Source organism: Lentilactobacillus parafarraginis DSM 18390 = JCM 14109 (assembly GCF_001435895.1).
Lineage (GTDB): Bacteria > Bacillota > Bacilli > Lactobacillales > Lactobacillaceae > Lentilactobacillus > Lentilactobacillus parafarraginis.
Genome location: NZ_AZFZ01000023.1, coordinates 13503 through 35163 on the forward strand (window position 1 = coordinate 13503; position 21661 = coordinate 35163).

The following is a 21661-nucleotide window of genomic DNA, read 5'->3' on the forward strand; positions in this document are numbered from 1 at the left end:
TTTTAGGAGGATGCTATGCCCGAATTACCTGAAGTTGAAACGGTCCGCCGCGGGCTCACCGAACTGGTCGCTGGTAGTCAAGTGACATCGGTGGATGTCCTTTACCCCAAAATGGTTAATTTGCCGCCAGAAGACTTTGCGGCCGCCCTTAAAGACCGGACAATTGAACAAATTGATCGGCGGGGCAAGTATCTGTTCTTGCGGATGTCGGGTCACCAAACAATCGTCTCCCATCTGCGGATGGAGGGCAATTATGACGTGCAGCCTGAGGGCACGCCGCTCACCAAGCACACGCACATTGTGTTTCACCTGGCAGACGGCCGGCAGTTACGATACAACGACTCACGCAAGTTTGGCCGAATGACGCTCGTTGAAACCGGCCAGGAAATGACGGTTGCCGGATTAAAAACAATCGGCCCTGAACCAACTGAATCTGATTTAACGTTGGATTATATGAAAAAAATCTTTAGTAAGAGTCGCAAGGTGATCAAACCGTTTTTGCTGGATCAAAGCAAAATTGCCGGGTTGGGCAATATTTACGCTGATGAGGTGCTATGGTTAAGTAAAATCAATCCAAAACAGCCGGTAAATACCCTGTCACTGTCAGAACTGAAAACGCTACGCAAAAATATCATTCATGAAATTCAGATCGCAATTGCTGGCCATGGCACGACGGTTCACTCATACTCAACCGCTTATGGGGAAGCCGGCCAGTTTCAAAATCACTTGAACGTTTATGGCCGCCAAGGTGAGCCGTGCTTACGATGCGGAACTCCGATCAAAAAGATTAAGCTGGCCCAGCGAGGAACGCATTTCTGCCCGAAATGTCAAGTACTTCACGGTGATCGCCATGAGTAAAATTATTGGTTTGACAGGCGGAATTGCGACCGGTAAATCCGCTGTTAGTCAGTATTTGGCGGCCAAGCAAATTCCAATTATCGATGCAGATAAAGTCGCTCATCAGGTGCAGCAGCCTGGGCAAGCAGGGTTGGCAGCAATTGTCAGGGCATTTGGCAAGGCAGTTTTAACTTCTGATGGGAGCTTAGACCGCAAACGGCTTGGACAGTTGGTATTCGGTCATCCAGAACGATTAAATCAGCTTGTTTCGGTCATGGACCCGTATATCAGAGAAACCATTTTAAACCAGTTGGCGCGCTACCACGACCACAAACTGGTTGTTATTGACGCCCCAACCCTGTTTGAAAACGGCTATACCTATTTAGCGGCTGAAATCATGGTGGTCTATTGTGACCCAGTAACCCAGATGAAGCGACTGATGAAGCGTAATCATTTGACGATTGCCCAAGCGGCTGCCAGAATGAAGAGTCAGTGGCCATTGCAGACAAAATGCGATTTGGCTGATACAATTATTTATAATTCAGGAAGTTTGGCACATACAAACGAACAAATTGATAAGTGGTTAGAAAATGAAATGGAATAATCGAGGTGAAATCCATGCAATGCCCTCATTGTGGTTATAACGGGTCAAAGGTTGTTGATAGTCGGCCAACTGACGACGGCCGGGTTATCCGGCGGCGGCGGGAATGTGAACACTGTGGATTTCGATTCACAACTTTTGAGCGGGTTGAAGCAACGCCCCTGCTGGTTATTAAGAAAAACGGCAATCGTGAAGAATTCAACCGGGAGAAGATTCTCAAAGGGGTGGTTCGGTCGGCCGAAAAACGGCCCGTATCGATGAACGCCATCACAGATTTAGTGGATCGGGTTGAAAACAAGGTCCGTTCTGCCGGTGACAACGAAGTGACGAGTCGCCAAATCGGCGAATACGTCATGGAAGAGCTGGTCAATCTGGATGAAATTGCTTACATCCGGTTCGCCAGCGTATACCGGCAATTTAAAGATATGTCTGTATTTTATGAAGAATTAAAAGAAATTATGGAGAAGGATAAGAAAAAGAATGCCAAGCATCCGGAGGAGAAGTAATGTTAAATTCGGAAAATAAATTGACCCCCGATTCAAAGTACATTCTTTTGAATAGTAGTGCGAACAGGAGCTTGGATCACAGTGTTCTGACTAACTTGTACCTGCCAATTATTGGTCGGGGAGCCCTCGAGCTGTATGAGTTGCTGTGGAGTCTTAGTATCAACGACCATAATCGGTTGATCCTGCACAAGCACTATGAACTCCAAAGTATGCTGGACGTTGGCAGCGATAAGTTATTGCGGTACCGCCGAAAACTTGAGGGTGTCAATTTATTGAAGACATTTATCTCCTTAACTTCTGCAGATAGTTATGTTTATGAATTAAAGGTCCCGTGCAGCGCATCGGAATTTTTAAAAACCGACATCCTCTCAATTTTGTTATTGGGGAAGGTTGGCGAAGAGACTTATAATCAGATTGTCGCCCGGCTATTTCTGCCAAAGCCAGACGTGGGTAGAGTTAAAGACGTTTCGGCGTCGTTGTTGGACGTTTTTCAGGTACCAAGTAGTGATCTTAAGTCGTTACCCGGCTCGGTTAACGAGGCCAAGCGGACGATCAGCAACCGGCAAAATTTGGCTGACGTTTCTCGTCTTACACCACGGGCACATGATTTTGATTTCGACCTGTTGCTGGACATTCTTGACAATTCCTACGTTGATTTAACAAGTGTCAAAGCAGCGTCGGATCTCATTATGTCCGAGTATGAGCTTTACGGCATCGATGAATTAAAGATGGCCGACTTTATTAAGCGAGCGACTAATCTGAATACCAACAAATTAATTCAGCGAAACCTGAAGTTTATTATTAATCGGGATTACACGCAGCCTGACGTTACTGATCGGCTTCAGGCACCTCAAAATACGCAATCGGCAACTGAAACTGGCAAGCAGGCTGATTCATTGCCCAAAGACCGCGAACTTCAAGAAGTCATTGACATTGCTAAAAACAATGCGCCGATAGCGCTGCTGAAACAAATTAAGGATCAACGTCACGGAATGGTCACTGAGGGTGAACAGCGGGCCGTTCGCGATTTAGTGGCCCGGGGGATTTTCCCAACGGAAGTCATTAACATGTTAATTTATTATTTATTGGCTGATGATCAACATTCAACTCTCAATAAGAACTTGATGGCGACCATTGCCGATGATTGGGCGCAACACCATGTGGCGACGGCTGAAGACGCGATTTCTCAGCTTCAAGAGCGGGTTAAAAAGCAGGAAGCGGCCCGTACTAAACGTCAGAATCGCCGCTACTCCGGTGGTCGTGGCCAAATCAAGGAAACCCTTCCGGATTGGGCCAAGGCCGACCAACCCGGTTCCGCGACGTCTAAGAAGGCCGCTGCTCAATCAACTAATAAGAAGAAATCCAAGGCCCAACAAGCCCTTGAGCACAAGCGGGTAGACGAAGCTTTAGCCCGTTTACGGCAGAAAAAAGAGGATCAGTGAGGTGAAAAAGGATGGAACCGGTTAGTAAGTATGTGAAGCAATTTTTGAAAGATCGCAGCATTAACGGCAAGGGGGCTCACGAGAGTTATAAGCAGGCCGTTGATCAGATTAAATCCGATCCGGAAATCGTTCAATTTGTCAAGGATCACCAGTCGCAGCTTGCAAGTGATGCCGTGCTGCGCTCCATTCCCAAGCTGCGAGAATACCTGATTGTTCGCGATGATTTAAAAAGCGATAAGCAGCCGTTCGCGCCTGGCTATATTCCCCAGCTGGTTGTCAGCGACCATATGATTGAAATTTCTTACGCGCCGTCTCCTGAAACCATTGCCAAGCAGAAATCCGAACAGCTTGCCCGGCGTGTCACGACCATTTCAATGCCTAAAGACATTCGCAATGCATCCCTTCAGAATTTTGACCAGTCCGACCAACAACGATACGATGCCTTTGGTCGAGTGGTTCTCTTTACTGACGACTATGTTAAACGCCAGCAATTTGAACCCGGGTATTATATTTATGGGCCGTTTGGGGTAGGCAAAACGTATTTGTTGGGCGCGTTGGCCAATGATTTGGCTGATCACAATGTTTTGACCACACTCGTTCATTTTCCAAGCTTTGAAAGTGAAATGAAAGCGTCTATTTCAGACAATAGTTATCTTGAAAAGATTGACGCTGTTAAAAAATCCCAGATTTTGATGTTGGATGATATTGGTGCCGGAACGCTGTCTTCTTGGGTTCGTGACGAGGTTCTCGGCGTCATTTTGGAATACCGGATGCAACAGCAACTGCCGATGTTCTTCAGCTCCAATTTATCTATGGATCAGCTGGAAACAGAATGGCTGGCCCATAACAATCGTGGGGATGAAGAACCGCTGAAAGCCAAACGACTAATGCAGCGAATTCGTTTCCTGTCCAGAGAAGTTGAAATGGCTGGTAAAAATCGGCGACCAATGTAAATTTTCACTTTCGGATTGACAACTATGAAAATCAATTCTATACTTAAAACCAATGAATCAAGGAGACATGACAATCACTTCTCATCGCAGGGAGGACGGCCACTAACTGGAAGGCTGTCCGTTTAGAAAATGATTGTTACCACTCCTTGAAATGGACTGCGGAAAATGCGATTCCGGTTGGTACCGTTAGCAACCACATGAGTGCTTTTTGGGGGATCCTCTCAAAAGGTGAAATGGGTGGAACCGCGCTAATTGCGTCCCTAGTGTACAACTCGTACACTAGGGATTTTTTTGTGGTCCTGGAAAATATAAAGGAGTTAATAGATATGGCAAAACTTTCATTTGAGTTTCCCGATGGCAGCGTCAAAGAATTTGACGATGGCGTTACGGCAGAAGACATTGCAAAGTCAATTGCAATCAGTTTAGGAAAAAAGGCGGTTGCCGGCAAGGTTGACGGCAAGTTTGTCAATAAAAACGAACCGTTACATAAGGGCGGTAAGATTGAAATCGTGACTGGCGATTCTGCCGATGGTCTCAGTGTTTTAAGAGAAACTGCCGCCCAGATTTTAAAGGCAGCGATTGCGGCAGACTTCAAGAATATCTACTTTGGGGAAAGCGCTGCTGATGAAGATGGCTTCTTCGTTGACACTGATAAAGCAGATACCCAGATCAGCGTGGACCAGTTGGGGGATCTGTCAAAATCAATGGAAAAGTTGATTAAGCAGGACCTGCCAATTAACGTGACATTTTTGAGCAAGGCTGATGCGCTTGCATTGGTTAAGGGCGATCCTTACCAAACCGAATTGGTCAATGAAAAGGACGCTAACGACAAGGTTAAGTTCTTTGAAATTGGTGATTTTAAGTCAGTTGCTGAAGGTGCTGTTTTGCCATCAACCGGTAAAGTTAAGATCTTCAAGCTGTTGTCAGTTGCCGGGGCATATTGGCAGGGTAAGTCGTCAAACCCAATGTTGCAACGGATTTACGCAACGGCCTTCAACAAGCAGTCCGAATTGGACGAAGACCTTAAGAAGCGCCAGGAGGCTCATGAACGTGACCACCGGGTAATTGGAAATCAGTTGGACCTGTTCTTTGTTGATCCAAAGGTCGGTGCCGGATTACCTTACTGGATGCCAAACGGAGCCACGATTCGCCGGACCATTGAACGCTACATTGTTGACAAGGAAGTCGCTAACGGCTATGAACACGTTTATACCCCCGTTTTGGCCAACCTTGACCTTTACAAACAGTCCGGTCACTGGGATCACTACCGTGAGGACATGTTCCCACCAATGGATATGGGGGATGGCGAACAGCTTGAATTACGGCCGATGAATTGCCCAAGTCATATTCAGATTTACAATCACCACATTCGTTCATATCGTGAATTACCGCTGCGAATTGCTGAACTCGGCATGATGCACCGTTATGAAAAGTCTGGGGCCCTGAGTGGCTTGCAACGGGTTCGGGAAATGACCTTGAACGATGGTCATACATTTGTTGCCCTTGACCAAATTCAAGAAGAATTCAAGAACATTTTGAACTTAATGGTCGATGTTTATCATGATTTTGATATCAACGATTATACATTCCGTTTGAGCTATCGAGACCCTGAGAACACCGAAAAATATTTCGACGATGATGAAATGTGGAACCGCGCTCAAACCATGTTGAAGGGTGCCATGGATGAAATGGGCCTGGATTACACTGAAGCTGAAGGTGAAGCCGCCTTCTATGGTCCAAAGTTGGATGTTCAAACCAAGACTGCTTTGGGCAATGAAGAAACGTTGTCAACTATTCAGCTGGACTTCATGCTTCCCGACCGATTTGATCTGCACTACGTTGGTGAAGATGGCAAGCAGCATCGCCCAGTCATGATTCACCGTGGTTTGGTTTCGACAATGGAACGATTTGTGGCTTACCTGACTGAAATTTACAAGGGAGCGTTCCCAACATGGTTGGCCCCACACCAAGTTAAAATTATCCCGGTTTCACAGGATAAGCATGGCGATTACGCTAAGCAGATCAATGACCAACTGCGTAAGTTGAAGATCCGCTCCTCAGTTGAAACCCGCGGTGAGAAGATGGGCTACTTGATTCGGGATGCCCAAACCCACAAGATTCCATACACGTTGGTTGTGGGTGATGAAGAAGTCAACGGCAAGAGTGTTTCGGTTCGTCGTTATGGCGAACAGGATACTCAATCTGAATCGTTGGATGCCTTTGTTGATGAGATTCAAAAGGATATTGCCTCATACTCCCGTAACGATTAATTTGGATAAGAAAGCGATTGTTGACACGTTTGATAATCGATGATATGATATTGAAGTTGACATGAAAGCAGAAGCAACCCGCTTCTCGCCTTAGTGAAGCTATTCGCTGGGCATGATATCGAGTAAGAACCTGTTCGATAGGTTCTTTAATGATGGCGGGTGCAGTTTGTACCCGCCATCTTTCTGCTTGTTCAAATTATTTGGAGGTGAAGCACCATAGCTAAAGATATGATGGTTAATGATGGAATCCGAGCACGTGAGGTTCGTTTAATCGGGCCCAATGGTGATCAATTAGGTGTGAAATCTAAGAACGAGGCGCTTAAATTAGCTGAAGACGCTGAACTCGACTTAGTACTTGTTGCACCAAAAGCAAAGCCACCAGTTGCCAAGATTCTTGATTATGGGAAGTACCGGTTTGAACTTCAAAAGAAGGAACGGGAATCCCGTAAGAAACAAAAAGTCATCAGTGTCAAAGAAGTTCGTCTGAGTCCAACAATTGATGTTAACGATTTTAATACCAAATTGAAGAACGCCAAGAAGTTTTTGGCAAAGGGCGAAAAGGTTCGAGTTTCAATTCGGTTTAAGGGACGTGCCATTACACATAAGGAAATTGGTCGAAACGTTCTCGAAAGAATGGCTAAGGAAACTGACGATGTTGCAGTTGTCACCCAACGGCCAAAAATGGACGGTAGAAGCATGTTCTTAATGCTATCGCCTAAGGAACCCGATAAAAAATAATTTTTAAAATTTTGAGGAGGATTTTTACCAATGCCTAAACAAAAAACCAACCGTGCTGCAGCAAAACGTTTCAAGAAGACTGCTAACGGCGGAATTAAGAGTGCCCATGCATATACAAGTCACCGTTTTCACGGCAAGACAAAGAAACAGCGTCGCCAACTTCGTGGTACACATATGATGGATCACACTAATCTTAAGACTTACACTAAGTTACTTTCCAAGTAATTTTTGTAATTCGACGCGACTAGATTAATTAAATTGATATTTATCATAGGAGGAATTCAACATGCCACGAGTAAAAGGTGGAACAGTTACACACGCACGTCGTAAACGTGTATTGAAATTAGCAAAGGGTTATCGCGGCGGCAAGTCACGCTTGTTTAAGACTGCTAAAGACCAAGTAATGAAGTCACAGGTTTATGCTTTCCGTGACCGTCGTAACAACAAAGGGAACTTCCGGAAACTCTGGATTGCCCGGATCAACGCTGCTGCTCGCTTGAATGATTTAAGCTACAGCAAATTAATGCACGGTCTTAAATTAGCCAACATTGATATGAACCGGAAGATGTTAGCTGACTTAGCCGTTAACGATGCTGATGCATTCAAAGCATTAACTGACGAAGCTAAAAAAGCTCTTAAGTAATTTTGATGTGCTAAAATAACTTTCACCGATGCTTTTTGGTGGAAGTTTTTTTAAATAAAAAAACCAATACCTAAGGAGGAGCATATGTTGTCAAAATTTAAACCAACGTGGATGATTGAAAGCATTTTTAGTATCACGCCTCAATTCCTGTTGGAAAATCATATCAACTGTGTTCTAACCGATTTAGACAACACGTTAATTCCTTGGAATTCAAAGAAGGGCTCAGAAGAATTACGGTCCTGGCTTCACGAAACGCGAAAGTACGGGGTTAAGGTTATCGTTGTGTCAAATAATAGTCACCGACGAATTCACAAAGCGGTTAAGGACTATCAGCTGCCAATTGTTCCGCGAGCGATGAAGCCGCTCACGATTGGGATCCGGCACGCAATTAAAGAATTCGGTCTTAAAAAGCAAAATACGGTGATGGTTGGCGACCAACTTTTAACCGATGTGGTTGCCGCCAATAGCTGTCGAGTCCGTAGTATTTTAGTAAAACCACTTGTGAATAATGATGCGTGGAACACCACGATTAACCGGATGATGGAAAAGGTTATTTGGAATAAATTAATCAAAAAATATCCTAATTTACATTGGGAATAGGAGGAGAGTATGTCAGAAACTGATATTATTGTTGATGGGCAGGTTGTTCATTGTGTGGGGTGTGGCGCCAAGGTTCAAACGGTTAACAAAGCCGAGTTGGGGTACACGCCAAAGTCGGCATTGGAGAAGGGCTTACAGAATGGTGAAGTTTATTGTCAACGGTGTTTTCGACTTCGTCACTATAATGAAATTGCCCCCGTCAGCTTATCTGACGATGACTTTCTGAAATTACTGACCAGTATTTCGGCAACTGATTCATTAATACTGTACGTGGTTGATATTTTTGATGTGAATGGTAGCATGATTCCTGGGTTACATCGCTTTGTTGGCGACAATCCGGTTATTTTAGTGGGAAATAAGCTAGATGTGCTGCCGAAGTCGCTTAAGAAGCGTAAAGTTCGTGATTGGTTGCGTCAACAGGCCAACGCTGTCGGCATTCGGCCAATTGATGTCGAACTTATTTCAGCAAAGACAAATTACGATGTGGATCACTTATTAGATCAGATCGAAAAGTATCGCAATGGTAAGGACGTTTACGTCGTTGGGGTGACCAACGTTGGTAAATCAACCCTGATCAACGGAATTATTCGCCAATCAACCGGAATCAAGGAATTGATTACCACGTCCCGCTTTCCTGGGACAACCCTTGATCGAATTGATATTCCGCTGGATGATGGCCATTCGTTAGTTGACACGCCCGGGATTATTCAGCCTGAGCAGATGGCTCATCATCTAGTTGGCAAGGAATTAAATCTAGTTACCCCTCAAAAGACAATCAAACCAAAGGGTTACCAGTTGAATCCGGCCCAAACGCTTTTCTTCGCGGGAGTTGCCCGTTTTGATTACGTGACCGGTGATGATCGCGAAGGGTTCACAGTTTATGCTGAAAATAACCTGTACCTTCACCGGACGAAACTTGAGAACGCCGATAGTTTCTATGCCGATCATCTGGGCGGATTACTAAATCCACCAAGTGAGGAACGAAAAGCTGATTTTCCGGCTTTAGAACGTCACGAATTTAAAACCACCCAAAAAAGCGACGTTGTCCTTGAAGGCTTGGGATGGGTGACCGTTCCGGCTGGGGTGGTTGTTGCCGGGTGGGCACCAAAAGGGGTTGCTGTTTTACTCAGACCCGCAATGATTTAAAAATGAAGAGGTATTTATGGAATTAACAGGAAAGCAAAAACGATTTTTACGCGCATCAGCTAACCGGATGCGGCCAATTTTTGAGATTGGTAAAAACGGTTTATCAAAGGTTTGGCTTGATGAGATTAGTAAAGCTCTGGATAGTCGCGAACTGATTAAAGTTAATATTCTTCAAAACGCGTCGGTCACTCCCAGTGACGTTGCGGAATTTGTTATGAGCCGTAGTGACATTACGGTTGTCCAGAAGTTAGGTAAGACAGTGGTTTTATTTAAGCAGTCTTCTAACGAGGATAATCGGGCGTTGTCATCACAAGTTTTTTCAATCTAAAGTAGTTTCGAGGTATCTGAACATGGTGAATGTCAGTCGGACAGTCCAAATTCTTCCAAAAACAAAGGTTATCTCTACCCATAAACGTAAACGGGTTGGTATTCTTGGCGGAACGTTTAATCCGGTCCACAATGGTCATTTGATCATTGCTGATCAGGTTTGCAGTCAATTAGGTCTCGACCAGGTTTATTTTATGCCGGATGCCAATCCGCCCCACGTTGATCAAAAATTGGCGATTGATTCGCGCGATCGCGTTGCCATGGTGAACGCTGCCATTTATGGCAACCCAAAGTTCGCCATTGAGATGACCGAGATTTTTCGGGGCGGTGTCAGTTATTCTTACGATACGATGCTGGAATTAACTCGGCGACATCCTGAAAATCAATATTATTTTATTATTGGCGGCGATATGGTGAGCTATTTGCCGAAGTGGCACCGAATAGACGACCTGGTCAAGCTGGTGTCGTTTGTCGGCGTTAAACGCGACGGGTACACGCCAGCGTCAAAATATCCTATAATTTGGGTAGACGTTCCCTACATCGATATTTCGTCAACCCTAATCAGATCCAAAATTCGACAGCATCAATCCATTCGTTATTTAGTCCCGGATGCTGTTTTGAAATATATAAAGGAGCATCATCTTTATGAAAGATAAGCAGTTAACGTACCATGAACAAATTGTGCCATTTTCACGAGCAGAACTGGTCGAAAAGCTTCGCGAGGCTTTAAGTGATAGCCGCTTTTCCCACGTGTTACGAGTGGAACAGACAGCCATAGAGTTGGCGGGGTTAAACCACGTTGATCCCGAACGGGCCAGCATCGCCGGCTTAGTCCATGATTACGCCAAACAGCGGCCAGATGAGGACTTTATTGCCGCGATCAAGCAATATCATTTGGACCCGATTCTGTTAGATTATGGCAACGCAATTTGGCATGGTGTCGTTGGTTGGTTATTCGTAAAGAATGAACTGGGAATTAATGATATTGAGGTATTGAACGCCGTGCGTTACCATACGGTCGGCCACCAATATATGACGCCGTTGGAACAGATTGTTTACATGGCCGATTATATTGAACCTGCCCGTGACTTTCCGGGGATCGACGAAGCAAGACGGGTGACAAAGGCCAATTTACAAGAAGGCGTGGCGTTTCAAACCAAGCAGACGCTTTCGTATTTAGTACAGCATAATAAGCCGGTCTTTCCGCAGACCATTTTGACCTATAATAGTTGGGTTCCTCAATTTGATTTGAAATAAGGAGTAAGTATGGATAGTAAAGAAATTTCAGAAATTGTTGTTCGAGCCGCCGATAGTAAGCGGGCTCATGATATTGTTGTTCTGGACATGGAAAAAGTGAGCCTGATGGCTGATTATTTCGTGATTGCTGATGCTAATTCTAATCGGCAGGTTAAGGCGATTGCTGACGAAATTGTCGACCAGGTTCAGGCAAGTGACGTTCACGTTTATAGTGTGTCCGGTAAGGAAACGGCTAACTGGATTTTGATTGATTTGGGCGACGTTGTGGTTCACGTGTTCCAAAAGGACACCCGTGATTTTTACAATCTTGAAAAATTGTGGTCAGATGCGCCATTGGTCAACATTGCGTCATGGGTTGAAGCATGATTTACCATGAATTTGCCAAGTTCTACGACGATCTTTTCGATGATACTTTGTATGATCGGTGGTTAACCTACACGATTGAGCGGACATCACCGAACGATCGCGTTTTGGATCTTGCCTGTGGAACTGGAAAGTTGGCGGTTCGCCTCGCAGATCGTGGCTATTCAGTTACCGGGGCGGATCTTTCGGAAGATATGTTAACGATGGCTGATCAATTGGCGCAGCAAGCCAATGTTCAGATGTCGTTTTTTCAGGTTGACATGCGTGATTTGGGGATTTTGGGCGACTATGACGCGATCACGTGTTTTGACGATTCACTGTGTTATTTGGAGACCCCGGCAGATCTGGCCCAGACGTTTTCTGAGGTATCCAACCATTTAGCAGGCGGCGGTACATTCTTGTTTGACGTTATTAGCCCGTATCAAACGGATCAGGTTTACCCCGGGTACATGTATAACTTTCAAGATGATGATCGGGCCTTTATGTGGACCAGTTACGCTGGCGACACAATCCCTCACACCGTTGAACATGAGCTCAGCTTTTTCTTGTATAACGCCGGAAAGGATGCTTATGATGTGTATCATGAGCTTCATCATGAGCGCACCTATCCAGTTGAAACTTATTTAAAGCAATTGAAGGATGTCGGCTTTGAAAATGTTCGAGTAACGACTGATTTTGGGGCCGCCGACTATCAACCAAATGTCAAACGGTGGTTCTTTGAGGCCAAAAAGGAGTCTTGATAAGGTGTTATCCGCAGTGGGGATCGTTTCTGAATATAATCCATTTCATAATGGGCATCGCTATCAGTTAGAAAGGGCCAAAGCAATCACTGGTGCGGACGTGGTGATTGCGATTATGAGTGGCAACTGGCTGCAGCGCGGCGAGCCGGCCGTTTATGATAAATGGCAACGGGCCCGCTCAGCGCTTCTAAGCGGGGTTGACTTGGTGATTGAGCTGCCTTTTTACGCGGCCGTTCAGCCGTCACACTTATTTTCAGCCGGTGCGGTTCGACTAGCTGCCGCCATAAAGTGCCAGTGGTTAGCATTCGGGGCTGAAAACCCAACGATGAATTATCAGGAGCTGATCGATAATCAACCACGGCATGACCCATCGTTTAAGCAATTTGACCGCCCCTATGCCTCAATTTTTCAGGATTACCTCTACGAAAAAACCGGAATCCGATTGAATCAACCAAACGATATCTTGGCTTTCGGTTACGCCAATGCGAATCATCAGCTGGGATCTCCCTTACAGTTAATGCCAATTCAACGGGTTGGGGGAGCTCATAACGATAACGAATTGACGGCTGGAAACGTAACGAGTGCATCTTCGATCCGGACGGCGATTAAAGCGGGGCCAGTTTCTTCACTGAAGCACTTCGTCCCGACGGCATCATGGGAAATGATTTCTACTAATCAACCGGTTTTTGCCGAACGTTTTTGGCCGATGTTGCGCTTTGAGTTAATTGAAGCGCCAATTAGTCAGCTTCAAAAGATTTACCAGATGACCGAGGGTATTGAGTATCGCCTGAAACAAGCAGCAATCTCGGCAGCCACGCTTTCAGATTTTTTACATTTAGTGAAAACAAAGCGGTATACTTACACTAGAATTCAGCGGCTGTGCAGTTACGTGTTGATGCATGCGGTCACTTCTGATATGCAGGTCACCCCGCAATATATTCGGCCGCTGGGCTTCACTGAAGTGGGTCGTAGATACCTGAACCAGGTGAAGGGCGACCTTAGCTTACCGGTGATTTCTAAGGTTAATCAGGATGTTGTGACTGATTATCTGAATATGGATTTTAAATCCGGGATGTTGATGGAGATGGTAACCGGCGCTCATCAAGATTTTTATAGACATCCAATTATTCTTGAAAAATAGCTTTGATCCTATCAAGGAAAACACCTTGACAAGCGTTTTTGTTGCCGGTATAATGAATTTTGTTGCATTGGAGGAATTACATTGAAATGGTATTTTAAGGATTTGCAAAAGTACTCCGATACAGATCCATTTACGTTTAATGAGCGCCTCGCCATTAAGGATGAGCTGCTCAAACGTTATGCAGATCAGGTGATTGACGCAACTGATTTTCAAATCGACGGGACGGCCTTTGCGGATCGTGGGGACGTCATTATTGATACCCACATTGTTGGTAAGTTGGTTGTACCATCTTCAAGGTCATTGGCGCCCGTTGAGTTGCCATTAGACTTCTCGATTGAGGAATACTATGTTCCTTCAAAGGCCGCCGAATCCAGATATGATAAGGACGATGTTGTTTTCATTCTGGGTGAGGAAGATGAAGTTGATATTCGTTCAGCAGTGATTGACAACGTGATTCTGCACATTCCGATGCACATTCTGTCTCCTGAAGAAAAAGCCGGCAAAGAAATGCCAAGCGGTCACGATTGGGAAGTCCTTTCGGTTGATGACTATGAAAATCAGAAGGCAGAGTTAAAAACAGTTGATCCACGTCTAGCAAAGTTAAAGAACTTTTTTAAAGATCAAGGCTCTAATTAGCTGGACTTAAAAATTCACTAGTGGATATTTTTAGGTAAGAGGAGGGATAATTATGGCAACACCAGCACGGAGAACTTCAAAAGCAAGAAAGCGGATGCGTCGCGGACACATTAAGTTGCAGACTCCTAACTTGAGTCTCGACCCAAAGACCGGCGAATATACATTACCACATCACGTATCATTATCTGGAATGTACAAGGGCCGCAAGGTTTTAAAAAACAAGTAATTTAAAAAACAATTTAGAACGCCATGGATTCTAAATTGTTTTTTTGTGCCTCCATTTTAGCTCATGAGGGTGTATAAAAAAGATGGTTGACAATTTTCACTGCCAGCCATCTTTTTAGTTCTGGATTGATTAATTACTTGGTGAAATCAACAACCATTCGGCCAACGATCTTGTTAGCTTTCATTTCATCAATGATATCATTGACTTCGTCGAGACGCCGAGTCTGAACGATTGGTTTAACCTTGCCTTCTGCACCGAACTGGAAGGTTTCCTTCAAGTCCTGACGAGTTCCAACAAGGGAACCAGCAACCTGAATACCATCCAAAACAGTCTTGTCAATGTTCAGGGCCATATCTCCCTTAGGAAGGGCAACGGCAACTAAACGGCCGTCTGGACGGAGAGCATTAACAGAAGTTGTGAAGGCATCGGTCGTAACCGCTGTAATTTGAGCGTTATGAACCCCGCCAACCTTCTTTTGAATCTGTTCGGCAACGTCGGGATCATGCCGGTTGATGGTGATATCAGCACCGTTTTCCTTGGCGGCGTTTAACTTGTCAGGATTGCCATCAACGGCAATGACATGGGCACCAAAGACGTTGTGCGCATATTGAACGGCTAAGTTACCCAAACCACCGGCACCAACAACTTCAACCCATTGGCCTGGACGCGTGCGGCCAACCTTTAAAGCTTTGTACATGGTGACGCCCGCACAGGTTAATGATGTTGCTTCAACTGGGTCGAGACCTTCAGGGACCTTAACGGCATAATCAGCGGGAACGATGACCTGTTCAGCCATGGCACCGTCAACCGTGAATCCAGAATTCTGAACGTTTCGGCAAAGGGTTTCGCGACCAGTTGTACAATATTCACAATGGCCACAGCCACGGTAGAACCAAGCGATTGATACCCGGTCGCCTAATTTCAGATTTGTGACATCATCTGCAACTTGGATGACCTTGCCAACGCCTTCATGACCAATAATTCGGCCGGGAACCTTACCAAAATCACCCGCAGCAACGTGAAGATCTGTGTGACATAATCCACAATATTCAACTTTTACAAGGGCTTCACCTTGATGAATTGGGCGTAACTGAACATCTTTAATGTCGACGTATCCGTCAACGGGATCTCTTACAACAGCTGCTTTCATCTTAAAAATCATCCTTTTTGTAATATATTTTCAAACAAGTTCATTATAAGCACGAAGCCTGTTTATTACAAGTGAAAAATTACACAAAAATAAAAAATGTGAAAACCTTTTTCAATACTTAAGTTTCTATCGTTTTATGAAAGAACTACACTAATTTTCCCATAACTATGGTAAAATGAGAAATATGTTAAAATGTTTTGAGGCATAATAATAAACAAATTAAGATAATTTATAGGAGAGCTGATTATTTATGAGTCGAATTTTGATAATTGAGGACGAAAAGAATTTGGCGCGGTTCGTCGAATTGGAACTAAAACATGAGGGATACGACACTCAGGTTGAACTCAACGGACGGACTGGTTTACAGGCCGCATTGGATGATAATTTTGGTGTGATTTTACTTGATTTAATGTTGCCTGAATTAAACGGAATGGAAGTTGCCCGGCGGCTTCGCGAAAAGAAGAATACTCCGATTATCATGATGACGGCTCGGGATTCTGTGATTGACCGAGTTTCTGGGTTCGATCATGGTGCCGACGATTACATTGTGAAGCCATTTGCAATTGAAGAGTTACTTGCTCGAATTCGGGCACTCTTACGGCGGATTCAAATTGAAAATGACCAGCAAAAGAGTAGTAAAAAATCGGTCACTTTTAAGGACTTAACCATTGAAAAGGAAAGCCGGATTGTTCGCCGGGGCGATGAAGTAATCAACCTGACGAAGCGGGAATACGAACTGTTACTCACGTTAATGGAGAACGTCGACGTTGTGTTGGCTCGGGACGTGCTTTTAACCAAAGTTTGGGGCTACGATTCCGAAGTTGAAACCAACGTTGTGGATGTTTATATTCGTTATCTGCGTAACAAGATTGATCGTCCCGGCGAAAACAGCTACATTCAGACAGTCAGAGGAACCGGGTATGTGATGCGGTCATGAAATTATTCGATTACAAATCTAAGAAACGCAGGGTTTCATTAAAGTGGAAATGGGCTTTTTTCACGTCAATTGGCGTTTTGGCTATTGTGATCGTTTTTTCTGTGCTGTTATTTAATCGGTTTACCAATGTTTTGCTTCAACAGGAGCGAATCCACATTGATGATACACTTTCAACGGTTTCTTCGCGGTTGGGAAATTATTCGTCACCCCTGAGGAAGGGGGATGTTGAAAAATATTTACGACCCGAGTTATCCAGCGAAGTCACTGGCAGTAATGACAACAATATTTATTCTGATTCGTTGATTGTCAATCTTTCGCGAGACAACATTTTGGTTAACGTTTACGACTTGAAGGGCCATCGACTTTTCGAATCCCGAAAGAACGCGGTCAAATTTAAGACGGCAGCCAAGCGAAAGATCGAGACAACCAAAATTAGTGGTAAGGATGCTTTAGTGGGGATTGAACCGCTATCCTCCAAGAAGAACGGTTCATTAATTGGCTATGTGCAGGTCACCGATAAGCTTGGGAGCTATCACTCGACTTCCAGGAAATTATTGGTTATCTTAATTATTCTGGTTCTGATTGCCGTTTTAAGTGCGATGATCATGGGTTACTTATTGGTTGCCGAGTTGTTACGCCCAATCAATGAAATTCAGGCAACAATCAATAAAGTGAAAACCGATCCTGATTCCGATGCCCGCGTGCCTGACCTTAAAAGTCATGATGAATTGGCTGATTTGGCCGATCTATTGAATGGCATGCTTGATCAAACGCAACGTTATATTGATCAGCAACAGCAGTTTGTCGAAGATGTCTCGCACGAGTTGCGAACACCAGTGGCAGTTATTCAGGGCCATATTGATATGCTCCTGCGATGGGGCAAGGATGACCCTGAGGTTTTGGAAGAGTCACTGAAGGCATCGTTGCAAGAAACCAAGCGGATGAAGAGCTTGGTTTCAGAAATGCTGGATCTGTCCCGTGCTGAACAAATTGAACTGAACTATGGTGAGGAAATCACCAATGTCAGTGAGGTCTTCAATCAGGTTTATAACGATTTCAAAATGATTCATCCGGACTTCACATTCACGGTTGATGATGACACAAATGATGATATCTACGTTAAGATATATCGTAATCATCTCGAACAAGTTCTGGTCATTTTGCTGGATAATGCGATCAAGTATTCTGAAAAACGCAAGGAAGTTCATTTGTCGCTATCAACGTCAATGGCAACCGTCAATATTGCGATTCAAGATTTCGGCCAGGGAATTTCTCAAGAAGACATGGCAAAAGTGTTTAATCGGTTTTATCGAGTTGACAAGGCCCGTAGCCGTGACAAGGGCGGTAATGGTTTGGGATTATCAATTGCCCATCGGCTGGTTGAAGCCTATCACGGCAACATTACGGTTGAAAGTTCACTGGGGTATGGCTCGATTTTTCAAGTTAATCTACCGATTATGCAACATATGCCTCAGGAAGATGATGACCAGCCTAATGACCAATCTGATGACCATTTAAGCGATGGCCATCCAAGTGATGATTCACCAACGCCGAAATCATGATACTAAAAAGGGAACTTCGAATTTGAAGTTCCCTTTTTAGCTGCAGTGTTGTTAAACAGCTTTTTAATGATGGCGGTGCTGCTTGCCGGCATTGCGGCCCCGGTTATGTTTAGTTGATTGATTCTTGGGCTTTGGCGACTCGTTTTCTGGTACCTGTTTCTTAGGATCATTTTCGGCGAATTTTTGCGGATTCCGTTGTTGGCCGGCATTGCGCTGCTTGCCAGCATTTCGTTGTCGGTTGCGGTGATCAATGGTTCGACTAGCTTGCTTCTGCGGATCAGCAGTCGGTTGGCTTGGCATTAAATCTTCAACGGTTACCGGTTTTTTATCCGCCATTTCAGCGGCAATGTTCTTTCGAATCCTTGGCCGGTACATATTGATGATCAAAGTCTGAACACAGGCGAATAGTCCGCCGATGAAGAAGTAAATTCCCAGTCCTGCCGGTGCCGAAATGGTAAACAGTAGAATCATCACTGGACTCATCAGCATCATGGCCCCCATTTGTTTCTTTTGCGCTGCTGGGGTGCCAAGAAGTGAAATATATCCTTGAAGAAGATAGGACAAAAATGAAAGCACGGCAAGCAGCCAACTGGATTGGCCCAACTGGATGCCCATGAAGACGGTATGGGAAAGTTCGGGCGAATACCGAATTGCGGCATACAGGGCGGTAAAGACCGGCATCTGAATCAGCAATGGCAAACAGCCAATGCCGCCGGTCATTGAAATCCCGTTTTGACGGTATAGGGCCATCATCGCTTGACTTGCGGCAGTTTGTTCTTCAGTCGTCTTGGCTGCCTTCTGGCGCTTCTGCAGTTCGCGCATTTGTGGGCGAATCATTTGCATGCGTTCCTGTTGAATGGTGGAACTTTTCAGCTGACGAACCATGATTGGCAATAGGAGCATCCGAACCAGAACGGTCAAGACAACAATTGCCCAGCCATAACTGCCGACAATTTGCGCAATTGCTTCCATAATGGACTGCGCCGGTCTTGCCAGATAATCATAGACGACCCCGTAAGGCTTGCCGGATTTGGTTGTCTGGACACAACCACTGAGGAGTAACGCTAATGAGGATAGTAACCCCAGCGTTCCAATATGCTTAAGTTTTTTCATCAAATAAGACCTTTCTTGTTTAATCCATAGACATTCTAAATCTTACTCGAAACCGCCCAAGTTTTCAATTTAATCTTGATTAAGTTTCCTAATATTTTACCTTAAACCCTTTTAGCGGTGAATTCGTTATATAATGAGACTCGACAGCGTTAATTTTAGCGTAAGGGGTTGGCGGTTTTTTTATTTGACCAATAAAACGCGTCAGTTGATCGTCGTCGCCCTGGGCGATGATTTTCACTGAGCCGTCGGGTTCGTTTTTAACCCACCCGGAAATGGCCAGCTGATTGGCAATTTGGATAGTGGCCCAACGAAAGCCAACCCCTTGAACGATGCCGGTGACGACGATCGCCAGTGTTTTGGTGCTACTTATATTCACAGATATCACCTCGTCAATTTTTATAAGTAAGGAAGACATGTATGCAAAATATTACTTCAAATCAAAATAATCGGGTTAAAGAATGGCGAAAAATGCAAACCAAAAAGGGCCGCGTAAAAGCCGGTAAGTACGTCATCGAGGGCTGGCACATTGTTGACGAAGCAATTCGTCATGACAAGCCCCTTGACGCAGTCATGGTGACCGACGCAAATTACCTTGATGAACTCAATATCGATTCTACTACGACGGAAACCTATTTGATAACCCCTGAAGTTGCCAAGCATATTTCCGCAACGGAAACCCCCCAAGGCGTCTTTGCCGTTCTCAAAACGGATGATTACCATGAATCGATTCCAGAAAAACTGGGTGGTTCTTGGCTTCTGTTGGATAATATTCAGGATCCCGGAAATATTGGGACGATGGTGAGAACCGCTGACGCTGCGGGCATGAACGGGGTTATCTTTGGCAAGGGGTCGGCCGATATCTATAATCCAAAGGTGGTTCGCTCGATGCAGGGAAGCCAATTTCATCTTCGCCTGTATTCAGGCGATTTAGCTGAGTGGCTGACAGCTTTTTCCAAGCACAACGTGCCCATTTATGGGACGGAACTGAATCCCCAGGCCATTCCATACAGTTCAGCTGCGCCCACCAAGCAATTTGCCCTCATTGTTGGAAACGAAGGCAACGGCGTTTCAAGCGAATTGCTTGCCAAAACCGATCAGAACTTATACATTCCCATGAAGGGTGAGGCAGAATCACTAAACGTTGCCGTGGCAACCGGGATCGTTATTTTTCATTTTGTTAACTAATGGTCAATTTTGTTGATATTTGGGCGAATATCTAGTATGATGTCTTGTAATAAAGGGCAAAGGGGTACAATATGCGCAAAGATGAATGGAAAAATGATTCTGAATACGTTCAACTAGTTGGAGATTTACTGGCAAACCCAACCGTTCAAAAAATGGCGAACTATAAGCAACACCATCATTCTACCAGATTGGAACACTCTTTAGCTGTGTCTTTTGACAGTTATCGAATTGCTAAGCGCCGAAACTTGGACTATCGAGCAGTTGCACGTGCAGGGCTTCTCCATGATCTATTCTTCTATGATTGGCGCACAACCAAGTTTGACCTTGGCTCGCATGCGTTTATTCACCCACGGGTTGCACTTAGAAATGCAGAAAAAATCACAACCTTGTCACCCGTTGAGAAGGATATTATTTTGAAGCATATGTGGGGGTTAACGCTTGCCCGGCCCAAATACGAAGAAAGTGTGATCGTGTCGTTAGTTGATGACTACGAAGCCGTGCGGGAATTTATGAATCCGTTTCGGACAAAGGTTAAGAGTCGTCTTGAACGGATGGTTACCACGAAATAATCATTATTAAGAGATTGAAGAGATACCTAATATTAGGAGGGAAGTTTATGAAAGAAAGTATTGGATTACGAGAACAAGTCGATTACTTCCTGTGTCCTAAATTTGAAAAAACCTTTTCATTTTTGGGGAAGAAGTGGAACGGATTAATTATTGACGTGTTATTGCAGGAGGGGGCTCTCCGTTTTCGGGAGGTTGCTCGTCAAATTCCTAAGTGTAGTGACCGCGTGCTGGTTGAACGACTGCGGGAACTTGAAGAAGACGGGGTTGTCGTTCGAAAGGAATATCCGGATTCTTCGTTGATCGAATATTCATTAACCCAGCAGGGAAAAGAATTAGCCCCAATCATGCATGAAATTCATTCATGGTCTGAAAAATGGTATCCAAATGCTGAAAGATAGCTTGACCATTTTTTTATTTTAGATTATCATTCATTAAGTAAATGCGTTTGAGAAAAAAGTAGTAGGCTATTGGCTTGTTCAGAGACGTCGCGGCTGGTGAGAGTGACGGAAGCTGACAGTGCGAATTCATTTTTCGAGCAGAAAATGGGAGTTAAGCATCACAAAAATTTTCCGGTGATCACCGTTAATGATTCTTAAGTGTGTCATTTTTTATAAAATGATAAATTAGGGTGGTACCGCGAAGCTTCGTCCCTGGGTGGGCGAAGCTTTTTTTGTGCCTTGATTTACATAATTTGGGTTGTTTGAAGAACGCATCTTAAA

At 44.6% G+C, this 21661-nt stretch carries 27 protein-coding genes and 2 other annotated features; of the genes, 24 read left to right on the forward strand and 3 right to left on the reverse strand.

What is annotated here, in order from left to right; genetic code table 11:
• The first annotated feature begins 15 nt into the window (after nucleotides 1–15).
• The 19 genes from mutM (at nucleotide 16) to rpmF (ending at nucleotide 14426) form a co-directional block, all read left to right on the forward strand.
• A complete protein-coding gene (mutM, locus tag FD47_RS06890; RefSeq protein ID WP_054734199.1) occupies nucleotides 16–858 on the forward strand; it encodes a DNA-formamidopyrimidine glycosylase in 843 nt (280 codons plus the stop codon).
• Nucleotides 851–1441, forward strand: coding sequence for a dephospho-CoA kinase (gene coaE, locus FD47_RS06895; protein WP_056980337.1), 591 nt, complete (start codon nucleotides 851–853; stop codon nucleotides 1439–1441). The genes mutM and coaE overlap by 8 nt, the downstream gene beginning before the upstream one ends.
• A 14-nt stretch (nucleotides 1442–1455) precedes the next feature.
• Entirely contained in the window at nucleotides 1456–1944 is a 489-nt protein-coding gene (nrdR, locus tag FD47_RS06900; protein WP_008210322.1) for a transcriptional regulator NrdR, read from the forward strand.
• Nucleotides 1944–3386 (forward strand): DnaD domain protein, encoded by a 1443-nt coding sequence (locus FD47_RS06905; protein WP_056980338.1) that lies wholly within the window; start codon nucleotides 1944–1946, stop codon nucleotides 3384–3386. Before nrdR ends, FD47_RS06905 begins: the two co-directional genes overlap by 1 nt.
• A gap of 11 nt (nucleotides 3387–3397) precedes the next feature.
• Entirely contained in the window at nucleotides 3398–4339 is a 942-nt protein-coding gene (dnaI, locus tag FD47_RS06910) for a primosomal protein DnaI (protein WP_054734202.1), read from the forward strand.
• Between the two features lie 326 nt (nucleotides 4340–4665).
• Nucleotides 4666–6609, forward strand: a complete 1944-nt coding sequence (gene thrS / locus FD47_RS06915) for a threonine--tRNA ligase (protein WP_056980340.1) — start codon at nucleotides 4666–4668, stop codon at nucleotides 6607–6609.
• Between the two features lie 59 nt (nucleotides 6610–6668).
• Nucleotides 6669–6799 (forward strand) — a sequence feature (ribosomal protein L20 leader region).
• A gap of 38 nt (nucleotides 6800–6837) precedes the next feature.
• On the forward strand, nucleotides 6838–7347 hold the full coding sequence (gene infC, locus FD47_RS06920; RefSeq protein WP_008210318.1) for a translation initiation factor IF-3: 510 nt from the start codon (nucleotides 6838–6840) through the stop codon (nucleotides 7345–7347).
• 30 nt (nucleotides 7348–7377) lie between these two features.
• Nucleotides 7378–7572, forward strand: a complete 195-nt coding sequence (gene rpmI, locus FD47_RS06925) for a 50S ribosomal protein L35 (protein ID WP_008210317.1) — start codon at nucleotides 7378–7380, stop codon at nucleotides 7570–7572.
• Nucleotides 7573–7633: 61 nt separating this feature from the next.
• On the forward strand, nucleotides 7634–7990 hold the full coding sequence (gene rplT, locus FD47_RS06930; RefSeq protein ID WP_008210314.1) for a 50S ribosomal protein L20: 357 nt from the start codon (nucleotides 7634–7636) through the stop codon (nucleotides 7988–7990).
• An 84-nt stretch (nucleotides 7991–8074) separates the two neighbouring features.
• Nucleotides 8075–8590, forward strand: a complete 516-nt coding sequence (locus FD47_RS06935) for a YqeG family HAD IIIA-type phosphatase (protein WP_054734205.1) — start codon at nucleotides 8075–8077, stop codon at nucleotides 8588–8590.
• 9 nt (nucleotides 8591–8599) lie between these two features.
• The gene (gene yqeH, locus FD47_RS06940) at nucleotides 8600–9736 is read left to right on the forward strand and encodes a ribosome biogenesis GTPase YqeH (protein WP_054734208.1); all 1137 of its coding nucleotides are present in this window, start codon (nucleotides 8600–8602) and stop codon (nucleotides 9734–9736) included.
• 16 nt (nucleotides 9737–9752) lie between these two features.
• Nucleotides 9753–10064: a ribosome assembly RNA-binding protein YhbY gene (yhbY, locus tag FD47_RS06945; RefSeq protein WP_054734212.1), complete on the forward strand. Its 312-nt coding sequence runs from the start codon at nucleotides 9753–9755 to the stop codon at nucleotides 10062–10064.
• Nucleotides 10065–10086: 22 nt separating this feature from the next.
• A complete protein-coding gene (locus FD47_RS06950; protein ID WP_054734215.1) occupies nucleotides 10087–10719 on the forward strand; it encodes a nicotinate-nucleotide adenylyltransferase in 633 nt (210 codons plus the stop codon).
• On the forward strand, nucleotides 10709–11320 hold the full coding sequence (gene yqeK / locus FD47_RS06955; RefSeq protein WP_054734218.1) for a bis(5'-nucleosyl)-tetraphosphatase (symmetrical) YqeK: 612 nt from the start codon (nucleotides 10709–10711) through the stop codon (nucleotides 11318–11320). The genes FD47_RS06950 and yqeK overlap by 11 nt, the downstream gene beginning before the upstream one ends.
• A 9-nt stretch (nucleotides 11321–11329) precedes the next feature.
• Nucleotides 11330–11686, forward strand: coding sequence for a ribosome silencing factor (gene rsfS, locus FD47_RS06960; protein WP_054734221.1), 357 nt, complete (start codon nucleotides 11330–11332; stop codon nucleotides 11684–11686).
• Nucleotides 11683–12423 (forward strand): class I SAM-dependent DNA methyltransferase, encoded by a 741-nt coding sequence (locus FD47_RS06965; RefSeq protein WP_054734226.1) that lies wholly within the window; start codon nucleotides 11683–11685, stop codon nucleotides 12421–12423. Before rsfS ends, FD47_RS06965 begins: the two co-directional genes overlap by 4 nt.
• Nucleotides 12424–12427: 4 nt before the next feature.
• Nucleotides 12428–13564 (forward strand): nucleotidyltransferase, encoded by a 1137-nt coding sequence (locus tag FD47_RS06970; protein WP_054734227.1) that lies wholly within the window; start codon nucleotides 12428–12430, stop codon nucleotides 13562–13564.
• Between the two features lie 81 nt (nucleotides 13565–13645).
• The gene (locus tag FD47_RS06975) at nucleotides 13646–14200 is read left to right on the forward strand and encodes a DUF177 domain-containing protein (RefSeq protein ID WP_054734229.1); all 555 of its coding nucleotides are present in this window, start codon (nucleotides 13646–13648) and stop codon (nucleotides 14198–14200) included.
• 52 nt (nucleotides 14201–14252) lie between these two features.
• Nucleotides 14253–14426 carry a 50S ribosomal protein L32 gene (rpmF, locus tag FD47_RS06980; RefSeq protein ID WP_040537437.1) on the forward strand — a complete coding sequence of 58 codons (174 nt, stop codon included), beginning with the start codon at nucleotides 14253–14255 and terminating at the stop codon, nucleotides 14424–14426.
• Between the two features lie 133 nt (nucleotides 14427–14559).
• Here rpmF and adhP read toward each other — a convergent pair whose 3' ends face one another.
• Nucleotides 14560–15576, reverse strand: a complete 1017-nt coding sequence (gene adhP / locus FD47_RS06985; protein WP_054734232.1) for an alcohol dehydrogenase AdhP — start codon at nucleotides 15574–15576, stop codon at nucleotides 14560–14562.
• 250 nt (nucleotides 15577–15826) lie between these two features.
• Here adhP and FD47_RS06990 point away from each other — a divergent pair, with 250 nt between their 5' ends.
• Both FD47_RS06990 and FD47_RS06995 read left to right on the forward strand, forming a co-directional pair.
• The gene (locus FD47_RS06990) at nucleotides 15827–16513 is read left to right on the forward strand and encodes a response regulator transcription factor (RefSeq protein WP_054734234.1); all 687 of its coding nucleotides are present in this window, start codon (nucleotides 15827–15829) and stop codon (nucleotides 16511–16513) included.
• Nucleotides 16510–18075 (forward strand): HAMP domain-containing histidine kinase, encoded by a 1566-nt coding sequence (locus FD47_RS06995; protein WP_054734237.1) that lies wholly within the window; start codon nucleotides 16510–16512, stop codon nucleotides 18073–18075. The genes FD47_RS06990 and FD47_RS06995 overlap by 4 nt, the downstream gene beginning before the upstream one ends.
• A gap of 63 nt (nucleotides 18076–18138) precedes the next feature.
• On the opposite strand, the gene yidC is transcribed toward FD47_RS06995, so the two are convergent.
• Nucleotides 18139–19188 (reverse strand): membrane protein insertase YidC, encoded by a 1050-nt coding sequence (yidC, locus tag FD47_RS07000; RefSeq protein ID WP_056980342.1) that lies wholly within the window; start codon nucleotides 19186–19188, stop codon nucleotides 18139–18141.
• Nucleotides 19189–19276: 88 nt separating this feature from the next.
• Nucleotides 19277–19603, reverse strand: a complete 327-nt coding sequence (locus FD47_RS07005) for an acylphosphatase (RefSeq protein ID WP_056980344.1) — start codon at nucleotides 19601–19603, stop codon at nucleotides 19277–19279.
• A gap of 2 nt (nucleotides 19604–19605) precedes the next feature.
• On the opposite strand from FD47_RS07005, the gene FD47_RS07010 reads away from it, so the two are divergent.
• The 3 genes from FD47_RS07010 to FD47_RS07020 all read left to right on the forward strand — a co-directional run bounded on the left by FD47_RS07010 (nucleotide 19606) and on the right by FD47_RS07020 (nucleotide 21340).
• Nucleotides 19606–20373: a TrmH family RNA methyltransferase gene (locus tag FD47_RS07010; protein WP_054734240.1), complete on the forward strand. Its 768-nt coding sequence runs from the start codon at nucleotides 19606–19608 to the stop codon at nucleotides 20371–20373.
• A gap of 71 nt (nucleotides 20374–20444) precedes the next feature.
• Nucleotides 20445–20942, forward strand: coding sequence for an HD domain-containing protein (locus FD47_RS07015; protein WP_054734244.1), 498 nt, complete (start codon nucleotides 20445–20447; stop codon nucleotides 20940–20942).
• A gap of 47 nt (nucleotides 20943–20989) precedes the next feature.
• The gene (locus FD47_RS07020; protein ID WP_008211613.1) at nucleotides 20990–21340 is read left to right on the forward strand and encodes a winged helix-turn-helix transcriptional regulator; all 351 of its coding nucleotides are present in this window, start codon (nucleotides 20990–20992) and stop codon (nucleotides 21338–21340) included.
• 37 nt (nucleotides 21341–21377) lie between these two features.
• Nucleotides 21378–21597, forward strand: a binding site (T-box leader).
• The last annotated feature ends 64 nt before the right edge of the window (nucleotides 21598–21661 follow it).

What these genes read in the sequence shown, in the direction of transcription:
- mutM (WP_054734199.1), top strand. Translation starts at nt 16, where the DNA reads ATGCCCGAATTACCTGAAGTTGAAACGGTCCGCCGCGGGCTCACCGAA.
- coaE (WP_056980337.1), top strand. Translation starts at nt 851, where the DNA reads ATGAGTAAAATTATTGGTTTGACAGGCGGAATTGCGACCGGTAAATCC.
- nrdR (WP_008210322.1), top strand. Translation starts at nt 1,456, where the DNA reads ATGCAATGCCCTCATTGTGGTTATAACGGGTCAAAGGTTGTTGATAGT.
- FD47_RS06905 (WP_056980338.1), top strand. Translation starts at nt 1,944, where the DNA reads ATGTTAAATTCGGAAAATAAATTGACCCCCGATTCAAAGTACATTCTT.
- dnaI (WP_054734202.1), top strand. Translation starts at nt 3,398, where the DNA reads ATGGAACCGGTTAGTAAGTATGTGAAGCAATTTTTGAAAGATCGCAGC.
- thrS (WP_056980340.1), top strand. Translation starts at nt 4,666, where the DNA reads ATGGCAAAACTTTCATTTGAGTTTCCCGATGGCAGCGTCAAAGAATTT.
- infC (WP_008210318.1), top strand. Translation starts at nt 6,838, where the DNA reads ATGATGGTTAATGATGGAATCCGAGCACGTGAGGTTCGTTTAATCGGG.
- rpmI (WP_008210317.1), top strand. Translation starts at nt 7,378, where the DNA reads ATGCCTAAACAAAAAACCAACCGTGCTGCAGCAAAACGTTTCAAGAAG.
- rplT (WP_008210314.1), top strand. Translation starts at nt 7,634, where the DNA reads ATGCCACGAGTAAAAGGTGGAACAGTTACACACGCACGTCGTAAACGT.
- FD47_RS06935 (WP_054734205.1), top strand. Translation starts at nt 8,075, where the DNA reads ATGTTGTCAAAATTTAAACCAACGTGGATGATTGAAAGCATTTTTAGT.
- yqeH (WP_054734208.1), top strand. Translation starts at nt 8,600, where the DNA reads ATGTCAGAAACTGATATTATTGTTGATGGGCAGGTTGTTCATTGTGTG.
- yhbY (WP_054734212.1), top strand. Translation starts at nt 9,753, where the DNA reads ATGGAATTAACAGGAAAGCAAAAACGATTTTTACGCGCATCAGCTAAC.
- FD47_RS06950 (WP_054734215.1), top strand. Translation starts at nt 10,087, where the DNA reads ATGGTGAATGTCAGTCGGACAGTCCAAATTCTTCCAAAAACAAAGGTT.
- yqeK (WP_054734218.1), top strand. Translation starts at nt 10,709, where the DNA reads ATGAAAGATAAGCAGTTAACGTACCATGAACAAATTGTGCCATTTTCA.
- rsfS (WP_054734221.1), top strand. Translation starts at nt 11,330, where the DNA reads ATGGATAGTAAAGAAATTTCAGAAATTGTTGTTCGAGCCGCCGATAGT.
- FD47_RS06965 (WP_054734226.1), top strand. Translation starts at nt 11,683, where the DNA reads ATGATTTACCATGAATTTGCCAAGTTCTACGACGATCTTTTCGATGAT.
- rpmF (WP_040537437.1), top strand. Translation starts at nt 14,253, where the DNA reads ATGGCAACACCAGCACGGAGAACTTCAAAAGCAAGAAAGCGGATGCGT.
- adhP (WP_054734232.1), bottom strand. Translation starts at nt 15,576, where the DNA reads ATGAAAGCAGCTGTTGTAAGAGATCCCGTTGACGGATACGTCGACATT.
- FD47_RS06990 (WP_054734234.1), top strand. Translation starts at nt 15,827, where the DNA reads ATGAGTCGAATTTTGATAATTGAGGACGAAAAGAATTTGGCGCGGTTC.
- FD47_RS06995 (WP_054734237.1), top strand. Translation starts at nt 16,510, where the DNA reads ATGAAATTATTCGATTACAAATCTAAGAAACGCAGGGTTTCATTAAAG.
- yidC (WP_056980342.1), bottom strand. Translation starts at nt 19,188, where the DNA reads ATGAAAAAACTTAAGCATATTGGAACGCTGGGGTTACTATCCTCATTA.
- FD47_RS07005 (WP_056980344.1), bottom strand. Translation starts at nt 19,603, where the DNA reads ATGTCTTCCTTACTTATAAAAATTGACGAGGTGATATCTGTGAATATA.
- FD47_RS07010 (WP_054734240.1), top strand. Translation starts at nt 19,606, where the DNA reads ATGCAAAATATTACTTCAAATCAAAATAATCGGGTTAAAGAATGGCGA.
- FD47_RS07015 (WP_054734244.1), top strand. Translation starts at nt 20,445, where the DNA reads ATGCGCAAAGATGAATGGAAAAATGATTCTGAATACGTTCAACTAGTT.
- FD47_RS07020 (WP_008211613.1), top strand. Translation starts at nt 20,990, where the DNA reads ATGAAAGAAAGTATTGGATTACGAGAACAAGTCGATTACTTCCTGTGT.